Origin of the sequence: Globicatella sp. PHS-GS-PNBC-21-1553, assembly GCF_033564055.1 — a bacterium.
In the GTDB taxonomy this organism is placed as follows: Bacteria; Bacillota; Bacilli; order Lactobacillales; family Aerococcaceae; genus Globicatella; species Globicatella sulfidifaciens.
In genome coordinates, this window is sequence record NZ_CP085470.1 from 718915 (window position 1) to 735377 (window position 16463).

The 16463-nt window shown below is 35.6% G+C and carries 17 protein-coding genes; 4 read left to right on the forward strand and 13 right to left on the reverse strand.

Annotation, left to right across the window (positions count from 1 at the left end):
• Positions 1 to 5 precede the first annotated feature (5 nt).
• The 4 genes from LB888_RS03265 to LB888_RS03280 all read right to left on the reverse strand — a co-directional run bounded on the left by LB888_RS03265 (position 6) and on the right by LB888_RS03280 (position 5549).
• Complete coding sequence (locus LB888_RS03265; protein ID WP_318753602.1) at positions 6 to 2054, reverse strand: 3-hydroxyacyl-CoA dehydrogenase/enoyl-CoA hydratase family protein; 2049 nt, start codon at positions 2052 to 2054, stop codon at positions 6 to 8.
• A gap of 16 nt (positions 2055 to 2070) precedes the next feature.
• On the reverse strand, positions 2071 to 3318 hold the full coding sequence (locus LB888_RS03270; RefSeq protein WP_318753603.1) for a thiolase family protein: 1248 nt from the start codon (positions 3316 to 3318) through the stop codon (positions 2071 to 2073).
• A 97-nt stretch (positions 3319 to 3415) separates the two neighbouring features.
• Positions 3416 to 4633, reverse strand: coding sequence for an acyl-CoA dehydrogenase family protein (locus LB888_RS03275; protein WP_318753604.1), 1218 nt, complete (start codon positions 4631 to 4633; stop codon positions 3416 to 3418).
• Between the two features lie 52 nt (positions 4634 to 4685).
• Complete coding sequence (locus LB888_RS03280; RefSeq protein ID WP_078755888.1) at positions 4686 to 5549, reverse strand: 3-hydroxyacyl-CoA dehydrogenase family protein; 864 nt, start codon at positions 5547 to 5549, stop codon at positions 4686 to 4688.
• A 453-nt stretch (positions 5550 to 6002) separates the two neighbouring features.
• Between LB888_RS03280 and LB888_RS03285 the strand changes: the two genes are divergently transcribed.
• The 4 genes from LB888_RS03285 to LB888_RS03300 are packed head-to-tail and all read left to right on the forward strand — an operon-like array spanning position 6003 to position 8902.
• On the forward strand, positions 6003 to 6737 hold the full coding sequence (locus LB888_RS03285; RefSeq protein ID WP_318753605.1) for an amino acid ABC transporter ATP-binding protein: 735 nt from the start codon (positions 6003 to 6005) through the stop codon (positions 6735 to 6737).
• Between the two features lie 11 nt (positions 6738 to 6748).
• A complete protein-coding gene (locus tag LB888_RS03290) occupies positions 6749 to 7585 on the forward strand; it encodes a transporter substrate-binding domain-containing protein (protein WP_318753606.1) in 837 nt (278 codons plus the stop codon).
• Between the two features lies 1 nt (position 7586).
• Positions 7587 to 8237, forward strand: a complete 651-nt coding sequence (locus LB888_RS03295) for an amino acid ABC transporter permease (protein ID WP_318753607.1) — start codon at positions 7587 to 7589, stop codon at positions 8235 to 8237.
• Between the two features lie 11 nt (positions 8238 to 8248).
• On the forward strand, positions 8249 to 8902 hold the full coding sequence (locus tag LB888_RS03300; RefSeq protein WP_276645877.1) for an amino acid ABC transporter permease: 654 nt from the start codon (positions 8249 to 8251) through the stop codon (positions 8900 to 8902).
• Between the two features lie 130 nt (positions 8903 to 9032).
• On the opposite strand, the gene LB888_RS03305 is transcribed toward LB888_RS03300, so the two are convergent.
• The 9 genes from LB888_RS03305 to LB888_RS03345 all read right to left on the reverse strand — a co-directional run bounded on the left by LB888_RS03305 (position 9033) and on the right by LB888_RS03345 (position 16405).
• Positions 9033 to 10997 carry a S9 family peptidase gene (locus tag LB888_RS03305; RefSeq protein ID WP_318753608.1) on the reverse strand — a complete coding sequence of 655 codons (1965 nt, stop codon included), beginning with the start codon at positions 10995 to 10997 and terminating at the stop codon, positions 9033 to 9035.
• A 103-nt stretch (positions 10998 to 11100) separates the two neighbouring features.
• Complete coding sequence (locus LB888_RS03310; RefSeq protein ID WP_318753610.1) at positions 11101 to 12093, reverse strand: ATP-binding cassette domain-containing protein; 993 nt, start codon at positions 12091 to 12093, stop codon at positions 11101 to 11103.
• Positions 12094 to 12117: 24 nt separating this feature from the next.
• Positions 12118 to 12672: a hypothetical protein gene (locus tag LB888_RS03315; protein ID WP_318753611.1), complete on the reverse strand. Its 555-nt coding sequence runs from the start codon at positions 12670 to 12672 to the stop codon at positions 12118 to 12120.
• Positions 12673 to 12682: 10 nt separating this feature from the next.
• Positions 12683 to 13126, reverse strand: coding sequence for a helix-turn-helix domain-containing protein (locus LB888_RS03320; RefSeq protein WP_318753612.1), 444 nt, complete (start codon positions 13124 to 13126; stop codon positions 12683 to 12685).
• A gap of 307 nt (positions 13127 to 13433) precedes the next feature.
• Positions 13434 to 13850, reverse strand: coding sequence for a GNAT family N-acetyltransferase (locus tag LB888_RS03325; RefSeq protein WP_318753613.1), 417 nt, complete (start codon positions 13848 to 13850; stop codon positions 13434 to 13436).
• A gap of 12 nt (positions 13851 to 13862) precedes the next feature.
• Positions 13863 to 14402 (reverse strand): DUF1697 domain-containing protein, encoded by a 540-nt coding sequence (locus LB888_RS03330; protein ID WP_318753614.1) that lies wholly within the window; start codon positions 14400 to 14402, stop codon positions 13863 to 13865.
• A gap of 10 nt (positions 14403 to 14412) precedes the next feature.
• Positions 14413 to 15177 (reverse strand): GNAT family N-acetyltransferase, encoded by a 765-nt coding sequence (locus tag LB888_RS03335; protein ID WP_318753615.1) that lies wholly within the window; start codon positions 15175 to 15177, stop codon positions 14413 to 14415.
• Complete coding sequence (locus LB888_RS03340) at positions 15062 to 15421, reverse strand: hypothetical protein (protein ID WP_318753616.1); 360 nt, start codon at positions 15419 to 15421, stop codon at positions 15062 to 15064. The genes LB888_RS03335 and LB888_RS03340 overlap by 116 nt, the downstream gene beginning before the upstream one ends.
• Before the next feature lie 39 nt (positions 15422 to 15460).
• A complete protein-coding gene (locus tag LB888_RS03345; protein WP_318753617.1) occupies positions 15461 to 16405 on the reverse strand; it encodes an exonuclease domain-containing protein in 945 nt (314 codons plus the stop codon).
• Positions 16406 to 16463 lie beyond the last annotated feature (58 nt).

Below are 16463 nucleotides of genomic sequence, written 5' to 3' on the forward strand. Positions count from 1 at the left end.
TTCTACTAATTTAGGCTGCTATAATCTGGTCTCTTACCTGCTAACGATGCTTCTAATCCAATTAATGCTTCTGGTTTCGCAAAAGTTTCATTTAATAAAGATAATTCATACTCAATTCCTTCATCAATCGTCATTTCAGCTTGACGATCAATCATTTCCGGAATGACTTTACAAATGCCGGGTGCTTTGTAACCAATTGTTTTGGCTGTTTTTTGAGCGAACTCTTCACGAACACCGTCGCCTGCAATGCCTTTGATTGTTTTTTCAAAGTTATCATCGTTAAAGGCATGCTTAATTTCAGCGTATTGCATTGGCACTTCACGTTGACGATATTTATCTGGTGCACCATTTTCAACTAAATCTTTGATTGCTGACTGAACATCTGCTGCATCGACTAATTTAGTTACAATGCCTAAATCTTTGGCTGCTTGAGCTGAAATACCTTTTCCTGTTAAGACAAAATATTTCGCTAATTCTTTACCAATTTGGTGGTTAGTACGTAACATACCGCCTAATCCAGGGTAGATTCCTAAGCCACTCTCAGGGAAACCAAATGATCCTTTTTCAGTTGCAACAATTGCTTGACATGCTAAGGCTAATTCAGAACCACCACCTAAAGATAAACCATCTAATAATGCAATCGTTAACTTATCACTTAATTCGATGCGACGTAATAATTTATGTCCACCTGAAGTGAAGTTGTAGTTATTGTCTAAGTTATTTGTTTTAATTGCATCTACGAAAAATTTTAAGTCAGCTCCCGCAACAAAGGCTTTACCTGCACCTGAGAAGACAATTCCTTTAACCGTTTCGTCTGCTTCAGCTTCATTAAACGCTTTTTCTAATTGACCAACTACTGTTGGGTTTAAAGCATTCATTGCTTCTGGACGGTTAATGCGAATATTTGCAATACCATCTTTTACTTCATAATCGACAAAGCTAAACTCAAATGGTTCACCTAATTCAGCTTGTTTTCTTAAGGTTTCACTTAATTCAAAACCAGGACTTTTTTCAGCTAAACGTTTCGTCATTTCATAGGTTTCTTTAACCCCAATTGTATTAGCTAATTGGAATGGTCCTTGTTTCCAACGTAAACCTACTACTGCACCACGGTTAACATCTTCAATAGTTGCAACACCTTCGTCAACTAATTTACCTGCAACACCAATCGCTGTTGCTAATAAATGTTCTTTCACTGCTTCGAATTTGCTTTCGTCTACTTCGCCATCTTCAACATCCCATAATTCTTTTGATTCAGTTTGTGTTTTTAATAACTCAGCCGGTTTATAGAATTTTGAAATTTCACGCGCTAAAGTATTAGCAGAATGGTAAGCAACTGGAATTCCGGTAGCATTCATTAAAGCGAATGGTCCCATTCCAATCTTGAAGGCATCACGAGCGGCTGCATCAATAGTTGCTTTATTAGCTAAACCTTCTTCGTAAATACGAACAGATTCTGTTAACCATGGAACAAAGAAACGGTTAACCGCAAAACCAGGAGCATCTTTAACAGTGATAGAAGTTTTACCGTGTAAATCAGCAAATTTGTTAGCAATCGCAACTGTTTCTTCACTCGTACCTTCATGAGAAATGATTTCTAATAAACGGTTTTTCGCTGGGTGGAAGAAATAGTGCATTCCAATGAATCGATCCGGACGATTAGTTGATTTTGCTAAGTTTTTAATATAGAAACTTGAAGTATTTGAGCTTAAGATGGTCTTTTCATCACAGATTTTATCTAATTTACTTAATACATCTGCTTTTACTTGTTCATCTTCAAATACCGCTTCAACAATGAAGTCAACCTCTTTTAAGTCTTCATAATTTGTTGTTGGGATTAAACGATCCAATGTTTCTTTTGCAAATTGTTCAGTGAAAACTTTACGTTCTACCCCTTGGTTTAACATATTTTCAATGATGCCCATTCCGCGTTCAACAGCTGCTTGGTTTACATCTACTAAATAACATTTAATTCCTTCTTGGGCAATTTTTTGAGCGATACCAGAACCCATCGTTCCGGCACCAATTACTGCTACTGTAAATTCTTGTGTCATTAATGATTTCCTCCTATTAACCTTTGTAATAGCCGTTTTCTAATAACAACGCAATACCTTGTCCACCACCGATACATGCTGAAGCAATTGCATAGCGTTTATCTGGATTATTTTTGAATTCATATAATAATGAAGTAATAATACGCGCTCCTGACATTCCTAATGGGTGTCCTAAAGCAACTGCACCACCATGTGGGTTAAAGTTATTTTGATAGTATTCAGTATCCATGTCGATACCTAATTCAATTAAACATCCGATTGTTTGACCTGCGAATGCTTCGTTAATTTCTAAGATATCAATATCTTTGACTAAGTCCATTCCTTGACGCTCTAACATTTCACGAATCGCAAATACTGGGCCTAATCCCATTGTCTCAGGTGCACAACCAGAAATTTGATAGTCTACTACGCGAGCCATTACTTCTAAACCTTTTTCTTCAGCTAATGATTGAGTAGTAAAGATTTCAAACGCAGCCCCATCATTTAATCCTGAAGCATTACCTGCTGTTACAGTTCCATCTTTTTCAAATGCTGGACGTAATTTTGCTAAGCTTTCTAATGTTGTACCTGGTCTTGGGTGACCATCTTTTTCAACTACAGTTACTTGACCTTTGCGACCTACGATTTCTACTGGTACGATTTCTTGTGCAAAACGACCATTTTCCATTGCTTCGGCAGCTTTCGCTTGTGAATCAACTGCAAATTGATCTTGTTTTTCACGAGGAATTCCATATTTACGAACCACATTTTCAGCTGTATTACCCATATGTTGAATACCAGAGTCACGACCTGAAGCTGAAGAGTGTCCTTCTAAGTTTGCATCGATCAATACTTGGTTACCTGCTTTGAACCCTTCATAACGAACGCTTTCTGGTAAGAAGAAAGGTGCTCTAGATAATGATTCCGCCCCACCTGCTGCAATGATTTTTTTGTTTGAATGTAATAATTCTAATGTTGCAGAAATTGCTGATTGGATACCTGAACCACAAATACGGTTGATTGTCATACCAGTTGAACGATTGTCTAATCCACTGTTAATCGCAATAATATTACCTAAGTTATTAGTTGTTTGAGTTCCGGTTACGTGCCCCACAATAACTTCATCAATGTCAGACACTTCTAAGTTTGAACGTTTAACAGCTTCTTTTAAAGCTATTTCACCTAAAACTTCAACTGGAACTGTTTTTAAAACTCCTAAGTAAGCACCAACTGGTGTACGAGCAGCACCAACGATTACGATTTCTTCTTGTTTAGCATTTAACATTATAAAATATCTCCTTTTTTGTCTTATCTTTTCTATTAAATGAGTGATTGCCAAACCACTGAGAATTTCAGCAGTCTGGCCACACGCTTTTGTTTGATTAAATGAATGCTGATAATCCTGTGTAGTGACGTCCAATAATTAATGAGTTCACTTCATGAGTTCCTTCGTAAGTATACATACCTTCGATATCTGCAAAGAATCTTGGAATATCGTATTTCAATAGAATTCCGTTACCTCCAGCTACTTCACGAGCTAATGCCGCTGTTTCACGAGCACGGAAACCATTATGTAATTTAGCCATTGAAGAAGCTTCTTCACGGTAAATACCTTGTTCTTGTTGTTCAGCTAATCGAACAGCAATCGCTAATGTTGCTTGAGCATTCATTGCCATACGTGCTAATTTTTCTTGAATTAATTGGAAGTTAGCAATTGGTTTACCGAATTGTTCACGTTCGCGAGTATATTTTAATGCTGCTTCAAACGCACCTGCTGTAGCACCAGCTAATAACCAAGCAACGTCTGAACGTGTATTACGTAAAATGTTAGCACAATCTTTCCAAGAGTTAACATTTTGAGCACGTTGTGATTCAGGTACTTTAACATCACGGTAGATGATTTCTGCGTTAGGCATCATACGGAAGAAAGCTTTTTGAGGTGTTACAAAAGTTTCTACCCCTTCAGATTCACGCTCTACATAGAATAATTTCACTTGATTGTCATCAACGTCACGAGCAAAGAACGCATGCCATTTAGCAATTGCACCAGCACCGATCCATTTTTTGTGACCATTTAAAATCCAGTGGTCGCCTTCACGTTTTGCTGTTGCTCCCATACCACCTGCGATATCAGAACCATGATCTGGTTCAGTCATCGCTAATACGCCTAAACCTTCCCAAGAGTAAACTCCAGGCATTAATTGAGCGATTTGCTCTTCACTACCACCCACGCGAACACACTCATGGAAAAGACCACCATTAGCTGTATAGAAAGTTCCCAATACTGGGTCAGTTTTCGCTAAAGTATAAGCACGAAATCCACGGAATAATTCTGAGATACGTCCATCTTCACGTCCTTCTAATAAACGTGGATCATCCATTAAGCGCATATCAATTACTTTTTGGAATGCTTCCAATGGGAAAGTTGCATTGTGCCAATTTTCAGCTAATAAAGGTTTTAAGTCTTTTTCTAATACTTCTTCTAATTCTTTTAAGACTTCTTTTTCACCATCAGTTAATGCATCTGCATAGTTATATAAGTCTGAATAAAACATTTCGCCACTATTAAACAACTTATCTGCTCTTGATTCTTTTACCATGAGGATACCTCCAAATTTTTTATTTTTTAAATTTTATAGCCTATTAGAAATATTATTTTTTGTCGTAATCGTAGAAACCTTTTCCAGATTTTTTACCATTGCGTCCTGCACGAATCATATTTTTTAATAAAGTAGGTGGTGTCCAACGATTGTCACCAAATTCTTTAGCAAAGTAGTTCATTACATGGTAACCAATATCTACCCCAGCATAGTCTTGTAATTCAAATGCGCCCATTGGGTGATTTAAACCATAACGCATTGCTTTATCGATATCTTCTTTAGAAGCAATTCCTTCTTCTAATACTTTGATTGCTTCAATGAATTGAGGAATCATAATACGGTTAACGATGAATCCTGGAACGTCTTTCTTAACGATAACCACTTCTTTGCGAATGCTTTCAGCTAATTCTTTAACAATATTGATAGTTTCATCACTTGTTTCTAATCCATAAATAATTTCACATAATTTCATTACTTGTGCTGGGTTAAAGAAGTGCATACCCGCAAAGCGTGCTGGATTATCTAATACACTGGCGATTTCAGTAATAGATAATGATGAAGTATTGGTTGATAAGATAACATCTTCACGTACAATGCCTTCTAATTCTTTAAACACTGCTTGTTTGATATCCATTTTTTCGATGATTGCTTCAACAACAAAGTCAACTTCTTTAAACTCATTTAAATCTGTTGTTGTACGAATACGTCCTAATGTTTCATCCATTTGTTCTTGAGTTAATTTACCACGTTTTACAGAACCTTCCATAAACTTAGTAATGCGATCCATACCAGCTTGAATAAAACGTTCTTCTACATCACGCAAAATAACTTGATATCCATTTTGCGCAAAAAGGTTTGCAATACCTGAACCCATAGCGCCTGCTCCAACTACCCCAACCGTCTTGATATTTGACATATTGAACACTCCTTTTGTGCCTTATTTTATCTTACACTCTCATGATAACGTTTTCTAAAAGCGTTATCATCGTCATATGTGAGGATTGTTTTTATTTTTTTAGTACAAAACGTAGGATTATTGTGTTTGCAAATCTTATAATAGATAGCACCCGCCTTAAAACCGTTTTTCTTCACGGCATTTTACTTTTTTATCTATTCATCACGCACTATACTGATTAAAATTTTTATTCGTATTACAAACCATCATCATCACTTCGGTTATGACTACCGCACCATGGCCTAACGATATTTATTAAGTGTATTTTTTTGCTCTCAATAGTCAATGAAGATACTTATTTGATAGGTCGTTGTTATTTCATGTAATATTATCTTACATCGTTTGGAATATAAGACTTTATTTAATTTGAATTTAATGTTATTCTAATAATAAAAATTTTAGGAGGTATCAACTATGACAATCGAATTTAAACAAGTTGATAAATACTATGGAAACTATCATGCACTTAAAAATATAAATTTAAAGATTGAGACGGGAGAGGTTGTCGTACTAATTGGCCCTTCTGGTTCAGGTAAAAGTACTCTACTTAGAACAATCAATGGCTTAGAATCTATTGATAGTGGAGAATTATGGATTGATGATGATCAATTGAATGCACCAAACGTTGATTTAAAAAATATTCGTAAGCATATCGGGATGGTATTTCAACATTTTGAGCTTTATCCGCATATGACCGTTTTAGAAAATATTACCTTAGCACCAACAAAAGTATTAAAGAAACCTAAAGCCGAAGCTGAAAAACTAGCGAAAGAGTTATTAGATCAAGTCGGGATGCTAGATAAAATTGACAGCTATCCTACGATGTTATCTGGGGGTCAAAAACAACGTGTTGCGATTGCGAGAGCGATGGCAATGAAACCAAACATTATGCTATTTGATGAACCAACCTCAGCACTAGACCCTGAAATGGTTGGCGAAGTTTTAGAAGTAATGAATTCAGTCGCAAAATCTGCAGGGATTACGTTAGTTGTGGTTACTCACGAGATGGGATTTGCGAAAGAAGTTTCCGACCGTGTTATCTTTATGGACCAAGGTGAAATCGTAGAAGACAGCCCTTCTGATGATTTCTTTGCTCAACCGAAAGAAGAAAGAGCGGTCCAATTCCTAAGTAAGATTATTCGTCATTAAGAGGTGATTGTATGAAGTCTTATAAAAAACACAGTAAAACAATCGCCTATCTATTGTTTATTGCGATTATCGCGATTTTCCTCTTAGTCTTTAATCAAGCTGCCTCAAAATCATTAACTAAAGATGTGGCTGAGCGCTTATCCGGAAAAGATCAAACTATCCTATGGGGCGTTAAAAACGATACGAAATTATTTGGTTATTATAATGTTGAAACTCAAGAAATTGAAGGATTTGATATTGATATTGCGAAAGAATTAACTCGTCGTATTACCGGTGATGCTGAAAATGCTCGCTTTATTGAAGTTACCAGTAAAACCCGTATTCCTTTACTAAAAAACGGAAATATCGACGCAATTATCGCTACCATGACTATCACCGATGCTCGTAAAAAAGTCGTTGACTTTAGTGATGTCTATTTTGCAGCTGGGCAATCTTTATTAGTTGCTAATGATGCTAATATTAATTCTGTTAAGGATTTAACGGCTGAGCATACGGTTATTACGGTTAAAGGATCAACTAGTGCTAAAAATATTCGTGAAGCTGCACCCGCAGCCAATATCATCGAATTAGAAACCTATGCCGATGGCTTTACCGCACTAAAAGCAGGTCAAGGTGATGCCGTTACGACTGATAATGCCATTCTTTTAGGTTTATTAGTTGGAAACGAAGGCTATCGTGTTGTCAGTGAAAACTTTACCGATGAACCTTATGGGATTGCTGTTAATAAACAACAAGAAGGATTTTTATCTCAGATTAATCAACACCTTGCTGACATGCAAGCGGATGGAACCTATGACCAAATCTACAATAAATGGTTTGGGGAAGTATTAACGAAAGGAGCTGAGTAATATGCTTGAACTATTTAATACCTATTCTGGTCAATTTTTATCCGGATTCGGACATACTTTATTGGCCTCACTGATTGTATTAATCGCTAGCTTTATCATTGGAATTGGAATGGCAATTGCTCAAACCTCCGATAATAAACTACTTAGTGGTATCGCTACTGTCTACATCGAAGTATTTCGTAACATTCCGTTGTTAATTATTGTCATGTTTTTCTATGTGGTTGTCCCGTTATCTGGCGCGGACATTAGTGGCTTTATGTCAGGTGTCATTGGTTTAAGTATTTATACTTCTTCTTTCGTTGCGGACGTTGTCAAAAGTGGGATTACAACTATTCCAAATGGCCAAAGAGAAGCAGGTCTTGCAAGTGGGTTATCAAAAACGCAAGTGATGTTCCTAATTATTTTGCCACAAGCTTTAAAACTTGTGCTACCACCATTAGGCAATCAAATGATTAACCTCGTCAAAAACTCCTCTATCTTTGCAATGGTGGCTGGCCTAGATTTAATGTATCAAGGCGACTTAATTGTCAGTGAAACCTATAATGTCTTCGGCACCTATATTATCGTCGGAATCTTCTACTTGATCATTACTGTACCAATCAGTCTAATGGTTAAACGCCTAGAAGAACGTCAAAGTCAAACCAGCCGATAGGAGGAATTTAGATGACAACATTATTATTTATTACCGGCAATCAATTTTCTTTCTTATTAAACGGATTATGGGTGACCATTGGTGTCGCTGCCGTGACCATCATTTTAAGTTTAATTTTTGGGATTATTTTAGGTACTTTACGTTATGAAAATATACCGGTCGTGTCAGATTTGCTCGCTTTATTAATCGACACCGTTCGTAATTTACCCTTATTATTAATTATCTTCTTTACTTATTTTGCATTACCACAAATTGGCATTCGTTTATCTATCTTCTGGTCGACAGTAACTGCCATGACTATTTTCGAATCAGCCATGATTTCAGAAATTATCCGCGCTGGATTAAAAGGCTTACCTAGTGGACAAAAAGAAGCCGGATACGCATCTGGATTAAATACTTGGCAAGTCTTAAGCTTAATCTTATTACCCCAAGCAATCCGTAATATGATTTCAGCGATTGTAAGTCAATTAATTGCCTTAATTAAAGATACGTCTTTAGCGACGATTATTGCCTTACCGGAAATTATGCATAATGCGAAAATTATCTATAACCAAGATGTCGATGTTATTTTACAAGTATTCTTTATTTCCGCGGTTCTATATTTCATTGTATGTTATTCTTTATCATTAGTCGCACGTCGATATGAAGTGAAGAAGTCGGTTTGATAAACAATATATTTTTCAAACAATAACACTATTTCGAAATTTTTTTATTTTATTAAAAAAACAGCTCACTTAGAAACTAAAAATTAGCGTCTAAGTGAGCTTTTAATATCGTTTTTTACTAATATTTTGTTTATTTGTAACGATCAAACCATTCTTTCACATGATTTAATCGTTCCATTCTCAAGTTAGGAAGACCTTCACGTGACAATCCATGACTTGATTGTGGGTATAATATTAAGTCCGTTTCCACTCCATGTTTTTTCATTGCAATATACATTTGTTCCGCTTGTTCTTGAGGACATCTTAAATCACTTTGTCCATGCAAGAAGCGGATTGGTGTCTTCACATTTTGAGCGTATGCAAGTGGAGATAACTTCCATAGACCTTCCACATCTGATAAATCGCGTTGTAATTGGTACTCGACAAAGAACATCCCAATGTCACTAACGCCATAGAAACTAATCCAGTTTGAGATAGAACGTTGACTCACAGCCGCTTTAAAGCGATCAGTATGGCCGACAATCCAATTGGTCATAAAGCCACCATAGCTACCACCTGCAATAAATAATCTGTCTTGATCGATTTCAGGGTGTTGTGCTAAAACATAATCAACCCCTAACATCAAATCATCATAGTCGTGATGACCATATTCACCTAAAATAGCTGCAACAAATTCTTGACTATAGCTACTTCCTCCCCGAGGATTTAACATGATGATACCGTACCCTGCTTGTGCTAAAGCTTGCATTTCATGGAAGAAACTTTCGCCATAAGCGACTTGAGGTCCACCATGAACGTATAAGATTGCCGGATGTTGTTTTTCTTCAGTGATTGGTGCTAAATACCAACCTTGAATATCCCAATTATCATAACCTTTAAACCAGAATCGTTCAGGATTCACAATCTCATGCTCTGCTTCAAATTGCTCATTCGGATTATATAAATCTTCTAATTGTTTGTCAGCCTCAACTACCGCTAAACGACTTGGAACAGTTGGGGTAGAATAAGTAATATAATAACGTCCAGACTCTTCGATACCCGAAGTAAGATGCATTGACTGGGACAATTTGCCTTCTACTTCGCCCTTAAGGTTACCCTCAAATAAATGAATTTCACCTTTTACAGTAGCTGAAAAGATAAAGCGCTTATCATCGAGCCATTTAAATTCGAATCCATGAACCGCTTGTTGGAAATCCGCCACCAAGCTATCATCTAAATCGTACTCAAATTTTGGCAGTACATTGGTTAATTTCTTCGTAGCCACTTCATATACATATAATTTTGAATGGGTTACAAAACCATTAGTAAAGTCATTGGTAACTAATAAGTAATGCGTTTCTCTTGGATTTAAGGCAACAAATCCTGCTGAAGCAAATTCCTTAGTTGCTTCAAACGACTCGAAACTTTTCGCTTTTAAATCTATCCATTTAATGGCGCCTTTAGCAAATGCCAGTTCGTCTTCATTGGCTTGATTCGTATTAATAAATAGTTTTGATTCATCTTTCGTAATATCAGCGAAGCTTACAGAGTAAGGCAACACAATTACCTCTTCTACCGCTTTCGTTGCCACTGAAACTTTATTAATCGCGTAGGTTAAATCAGTTTTAACATATCCTGCACCATCATTTTTATAGGTAATTTTTTCAATATGAATTGGTTGTGGAAATTCTTTTGATGAGTTATCTTTTTTCTCGTCAGCATCTATCTCTTCTTTTTTGGTTGCCTGATAGTAGACCGTTTGACTATCTTTAGACCAAAGGTAACTCGTAATATCAGCCTTTTCTGAGGTTAACTGAATTGGACTGCCACCATCCATAGGCATCAAAAATAATTGTGACTTTTCATTGCCTTCAATTTTTGCCGTATAACTTAAGAACGTTTGATCAGGTGAAATATCAAAACTTTGTACGGAAACATTGTTTGGACTCCACACTTTAAGCTGTTTCGTATCTAAATCATAACTTTTAATCTCACCAAAATAATCATTTTCCTTTTTACGCATTTGGGTTTCAATAAAGAACACTTTGTTTTGTGCTACTTTAGGATTCGCCAAGCTTTTTAATTCAAAGAGACTGTCATTGGTAATTCTTTTCATTCTTTTCCTCCACACATAAAAGTATTTAGCATTGTTAATAGTTTAACCCTTTTTATGTTATTTTTCCATCAATAAATCGACAATAACAATAAATAAATGGTATCTACCCTAATTTTATAACACGATTGCAAAACACTTGCTTAGTCTGATCATGAGTAATTACAAAGACAATGGTGTCGCTAAAGGTTGATTTTAACAATTGATATATGGCTTCAGATGTTTGATGATCAATGGCACTTGTACTCTCATCTATAATGATGATGTCTGGATTAGATGAAAGCAAACGCGCAATCGCAATCCGTTGTTTTTCACCACCTGAAAGATTATTTCCGGCATTTAAAATGGATGTTTGCCAGTCTTTTGTTCTTAAAATTGAACTTAAAATTTGACTGTCCTCAATCTTTTCTTTTTCTTTCGGTGATAAGCATCGTCCTAATCCAATATTTTCCTCTAAAGTTTTATTAAAAATTGGAATTTCCTGTGTCACATAAGCAATCTTTTTTCTTAAACTGGCTTTTTCAAATGAATCGAGCGGCACTTGATTAATTTTGATGCCTGTGCTTTCCCTTAAAGCTAACAATAATTTGACTAATGAACTCTTACCTACTCCTGAAGGTCCAGCAATATGAATCCAATCACCTTTATAAAAAACTTGATGCACAGGTATCTGGAACCGCTGCTCTTCTATTTGGTATCGTACTTCTGTCATCTCGACCTGAGTGACTTCCGTTAAATTTTGACCTGCTGGCTCCACTTCAACAAATGGGGTTATTTCTTTCTCAAGGTACTCGTTAGACACTCGTAATGATGAAAAATCAAGATTGGCGCTGTTCAATTCCCTTAACGCTTGAAAAAAGGTAGGCAACACAATACTAGTGGTTAACAAGTGGGTAATAGAACTTTGATTTCTTGCTACTGATAATGTTATGGAAATATAGATAGAATATTGAACACATTGATTTAACATTCCAATAAGATTAGATGAGATACCTGCAAATTTATTGGTCTCTGCAAGCGCTTGATAGGAATGATATAAATCCGAACTTATCAAATTTTGAACTTGTTCTGTATTTGATCTTGTTTTTAAAAATTCCACATTATTTAGCGCTTGTATAATATTTTATTGTGTCTTACTAAAGGTCTTTTGAAATAAGGCCATGCGTCTCGACAATTCTTGATTGATTCTCTTAAACCCAAAATAGTTGATCGGAATTAAGGTAATTAAGGCAATAAACACGTTTATGTCAATCCACCAAGCAATAATTAAGGAAATAATAATTAGAATGAGTGCTAATGAGAACGAAGCTAAACCACCCGAGAGAAAGAAATAAATGGCATCAACCATTTCAAAAAATCGAGTCACAATGGATGTCGTTCCTAATTTTAAGATGGCATCATATTGCATTTGTTGGAGTTTAGCGACCTGATCTAAATATAGTTCTACTTTATATTGCGTCATCAAATTTTCAAATAAAATACTCAGTACTGATTGGATCGTAAATGAACCCAGCATAACAAATCCAAAAAAGAATAAAATAGTACGGGTATCCATTGACAATAGGCTTTGATTATTAGGTACTAATAACGGAATTACGATACGTGATAAGACAATGATTATCACATTTATCAGTATTATCAAATAAATTTTCGGACCAATTTTCTTTAATAATTGCATAATTACTCACCTAATCCTTTAATACCTGTGCTATGCTTTCACTTAATAAAGAAAATCCGCTCAATAGACCATTAAAATTAAACACAGCTTGCGTCTCACCGATCCTCTTATAAAAAAAACGATATTGATATTCTGGTTTATCTAATATTAACTGATTCATCAAAGTCAAAACATTTTCAATTGCTTTTTCTAGTAAATGCGCATTGGTAAATATTTGTATTATTTCTAGATTAAAATGTTCAACTCCTTCAAACCTTTCATTTGAATTTGATTTGTACTGTTGCTCTTCTTGTTGAATATAATCATCAATATCTGCTTGAGTAAAATTCCAGCGACCACCAAATTTAGTACCTTTTAGTTTACCCTCTTTTAAATAATTACGAATCGTACGGGTTGTTACTCCTAGCATTTCAGCGACTTCTTTCCCAGTATAATAAGTTTGTTCTGAATTCATATTCTCTTCCCCTCCCCATTTTGTTTCCTAGTTTTTCCTAACTTCAATTTCCTATATTTTCCTATATAAACTAATAAATGTCAAGGAGCATTCTTCACTTTTCTTAAAATTCAGGAAATGAGCATTAATATCACTTTTTAAATAGCATCAAAAAAAGCCCCCTAAATGCGAACTATGTAGTGCCCCCAAAAGTTAGACCAAGAAACTAACTTTTGGAGAGCAGTACACTAAGATTTAGAGGACCGTTCTGGTTTATAATAATATTGAGATGTTTATAGGACAATAAAGCGAGAAAATTAATGTTTTTTTATTTCTTGTCTTTTCCGATAAAAGTGAAGGCGGTACATTGAATATCTTTGACATCTTTAAAGCCATTAGATTCATAAAATTTTCTGGTCTTTTCGGAATTATCCGTTAATAAATGCAGTTGGTAAACATTAGGGAACGTATCAATGACTTTATTTAACAAGTTTGATCCTATTCCTTGACGTTGAAATTCCGGTAAAATTAACAAATCTTGAATAAAAAGAATGGAATAACCGTCTCCAACGGCTCGAATTATTCCAATGAGTCGCTCACCATCATAAGCAGCTAGGGTATAGAGTGAATGACGATAGGCATTTTTCAACATTTCTGGTTGACCGGTATAACTTGTCCATCCCACTGACTTATACAAATCAAGTAATTGATCAAGGTCAATTTTTGGGTTTTCAATATATTGCAACTTAATTCACTCCTAACTTTCAAGAATCTCCTTAATTTTTTGATAGGTCTTGCCATTGCGTATAGTAATTTGTTTATAAAATGATTCTTTTGCTAATTGCTTATGGTAGGCCGTTTTTAAAAATTCTGCTTCATCTAGTTTTCCCCAATAAATAGCTAACTCACCAAAATGTACTTTTTCATTATGTAAAGAATATTGGCTGACTTTCTTAATGGCTGCTTCTCGATTAATTTCATCTGTAAAAAACAAGACGTCTTTACGAGCCATTTCCTCTTGCCACCAGATTGGAAGCTGGTTAAATTCTGCTAAATATCTTTTCGCATCTATCAATGAATACTTAAGGTCAAATGAATAATGTATTTCAAAAAGCTGATTGAGACGTTCTATTATCGTTGTTCGCTCAAGTTCCGTTTCGAAAAACAGATTGCCACTATTAATATAGGAACTCACATTTTGAAAGCCCACCTTTGTCAATTGTTCTTTTAATTCTTTCATAACCACGCGATTGTTGCCACCCACATTGATTCCTCGTAACAATAATACATATCGCATCCTACCACCCCTACTCAATTTCTTTAATAAATCTTTTTTGTATTTTATTCGAACGGTAGCCAACTCCTTCGTAAAAAGCATGCGCTTCATGACGGTATTCTGCAGAATTTAATCGAATGAATGATAATCGATTTGCTTTAGCGAATGATTCAACGGCTGTCATTAATTGTCGACCAATTCCTCGCCCTTGATACGCTGGTAATACTGCTAAACCTAATATATTTAATCCATCTTTGAAGTAAACTGCCTGATAAAGTTCTGCTTGTACGAAGCCTACCACTTTTTCCGACTCTGCAGCAACATGTACAAGAATGATTAGGTTCGATTTATTGCATAATTCTGTGAGCTTAGACTTAACTTCTTCATTGTTACATTCATAACCCAATGAAACACGACTTAATTCCGCAATAGCATCCGCATCTTTTACTTTTGCTCTACGAATGTTGGGAAAATTCTCTAGTTCCTTGAAACTACTTCCCAATGCATCTTGATGCTTTTCCCATTCATCTCTTAAGACGCCATATTTGACTGAATCATAATAGATACCTTCAAAGTATCTTACTTTTCGAATGCACGCTTCTTGTGTCATCCCAATTTTCTCAGCCGCACGCATCATTCTTTGATTACCCGACCAAGTCGTCAAACCAACTCGTTGTACTTCAGGAAAATCGGTAAATGTTTGGGTAACCCACTGAGTTAATGCCATGGAGCCAATCCCTTTTGACCATACATTCGATTGATAAATGATAATCCCAATCTCTAACCAACGGGTCATTTTTATTTTCCCAATAGCGTGACACCATCCCAATCGGCTTATTATCTAAATAAATCCCTCGACAAGTATCAGACATCAAATAATCAAATACTTTACTTTGTTTGAATTCTTCGAAGGTTTGATACGAACGATATTCATCAAAATATGGGGAATTCCATTTTGACCATTCTGGATAATCTTCTTTAAAACCAATGGCCCAAATTATTTTTAAATCTTGCTCATTAAAAGGCTTTAATTCTATCATAAAATGTATCTCCTTCTTTGATTGAAGCATTAACTTCCCTTACAATTGTTCCAATATATCAGCTTCTGATAGGATCATAATTGGATGCCCCTCTTCTACTAATTGGCGAGCCTTCCGTTGTTTTTCAACCAGACCATTTTCATCTTGATATTTCGGATCTTGCCAGCCCTCAATTAGAACATTCGTCGTTTTAGTAACCGTTGATTTTAAAATTGCACCATGATAGCGCACTTTCATCATTAATTCATCTTTTCCAGTTTCAAACTCACCCGTTAAGACTACATTTTTATCTTGTAACCAATGGCCAGAGAATTCTTCTTTTGGTGGCACTTGATTAATATCGGTAATTTTCAGTGCTTTTTTAAATTTTTGAAACTTCGGTTTAAAATGATTCGCCGTTGTCGTATTAAATCGACTTATTGGTTTGACAAATATTTGATGAAGTTTTAAAAACTCCCCAAAATTATCCGTACGATATTCTTTCATCGTCGCAATTAAAATTTTGGCTGTTACTTCGGCATCTGCCATTGCATTATGCGCTTCAAAAGTAAAACCAAATTGACGGGCTAAGGCACTTAATTTCATAGTCTGATTGCGATAACTTGGATTAAAAAACATCGCATCAAATGTCTTAAATTCCGGAACTTTGATGCCATAATATCGTGCGGATTCAAGCAGAACACCCATATCAAATTGACTATTATAAGCTGAAATATAGTGCGTTGAATTGATTTTGGATTCAATCTGCGGCCAAATTTCGCCAAAAGTTGGCGCTGTTGCAGTCCCTTTCGAGGTAATGCCATGCACGCGAATATTGGACTGAGCATAACGATTTCCTGGTGGTTGGATTAAACTATAAAATTGCTCAACGATTTCAAGGTCTTTAATAAACGCCATACCGATGGAACAGGCTGAATTATTATAATGTGTTGCGGTCTCAAAATCGATGACGCAACAATCAAATTGTTTTGGTAATTCTGTCATGACTACCACACCCTTTTCTTATTTTTGCTCTTTTATTATAACATGCCGATAAAAGAGA

Coding starts and splice junctions, on each gene's coding strand:
- LB888_RS03295 (WP_318753607.1), top strand. CDS start 7,587: ATGCTTGAACTATTTAATACCTATTCTGGTCAATTTTTATCCGGATTC.
- LB888_RS03345 (WP_318753617.1), bottom strand. CDS start 16,405: ATGACAGAATTACCAAAACAATTTGATTGTTGCGTCATCGATTTTGAG.
- LB888_RS03265 (WP_318753602.1), bottom strand. CDS start 2,054: ATGACACAAGAATTTACAGTAGCAGTAATTGGTGCCGGAACGATGGGT.
- LB888_RS03290 (WP_318753606.1), top strand. CDS start 6,749: ATGAAGTCTTATAAAAAACACAGTAAAACAATCGCCTATCTATTGTTT.
- LB888_RS03280 (WP_078755888.1), bottom strand. CDS start 5,549: ATGTCAAATATCAAGACGGTTGGGGTAGTTGGAGCAGGCGCTATGGGT.
- LB888_RS03320 (WP_318753612.1), bottom strand. CDS start 13,126: ATGAATTCAGAACAAACTTATTATACTGGGAAAGAAGTCGCTGAAATG.
- LB888_RS03300 (WP_276645877.1), top strand. CDS start 8,249: ATGACAACATTATTATTTATTACCGGCAATCAATTTTCTTTCTTATTA.
- LB888_RS03340 (WP_318753616.1), bottom strand. CDS start 15,421: ATGATAGAATTAAAGCCTTTTAATGAGCAAGATTTAAAAATAATTTGG.
- LB888_RS03330 (WP_318753614.1), bottom strand. CDS start 14,402: ATGCGATATGTATTATTGTTACGAGGAATCAATGTGGGTGGCAACAAT.
- LB888_RS03275 (WP_318753604.1), bottom strand. CDS start 4,633: ATGGTAAAAGAATCAAGAGCAGATAAGTTGTTTAATAGTGGCGAAATG.
- LB888_RS03305 (WP_318753608.1), bottom strand. CDS start 10,997: ATGAAAAGAATTACCAATGACAGTCTCTTTGAATTAAAAAGCTTGGCG.
- LB888_RS03270 (WP_318753603.1), bottom strand. CDS start 3,318: ATGTTAAATGCTAAACAAGAAGAAATCGTAATCGTTGGTGCTGCTCGT.
- LB888_RS03335 (WP_318753615.1), bottom strand. CDS start 15,177: ATGACCCGTTGGTTAGAGATTGGGATTATCATTTATCAATCGAATGTA.
- LB888_RS03315 (WP_318753611.1), bottom strand. CDS start 12,672: ATGCAATTATTAAAGAAAATTGGTCCGAAAATTTATTTGATAATACTG.
- LB888_RS03285 (WP_318753605.1), top strand. CDS start 6,003: ATGACAATCGAATTTAAACAAGTTGATAAATACTATGGAAACTATCAT.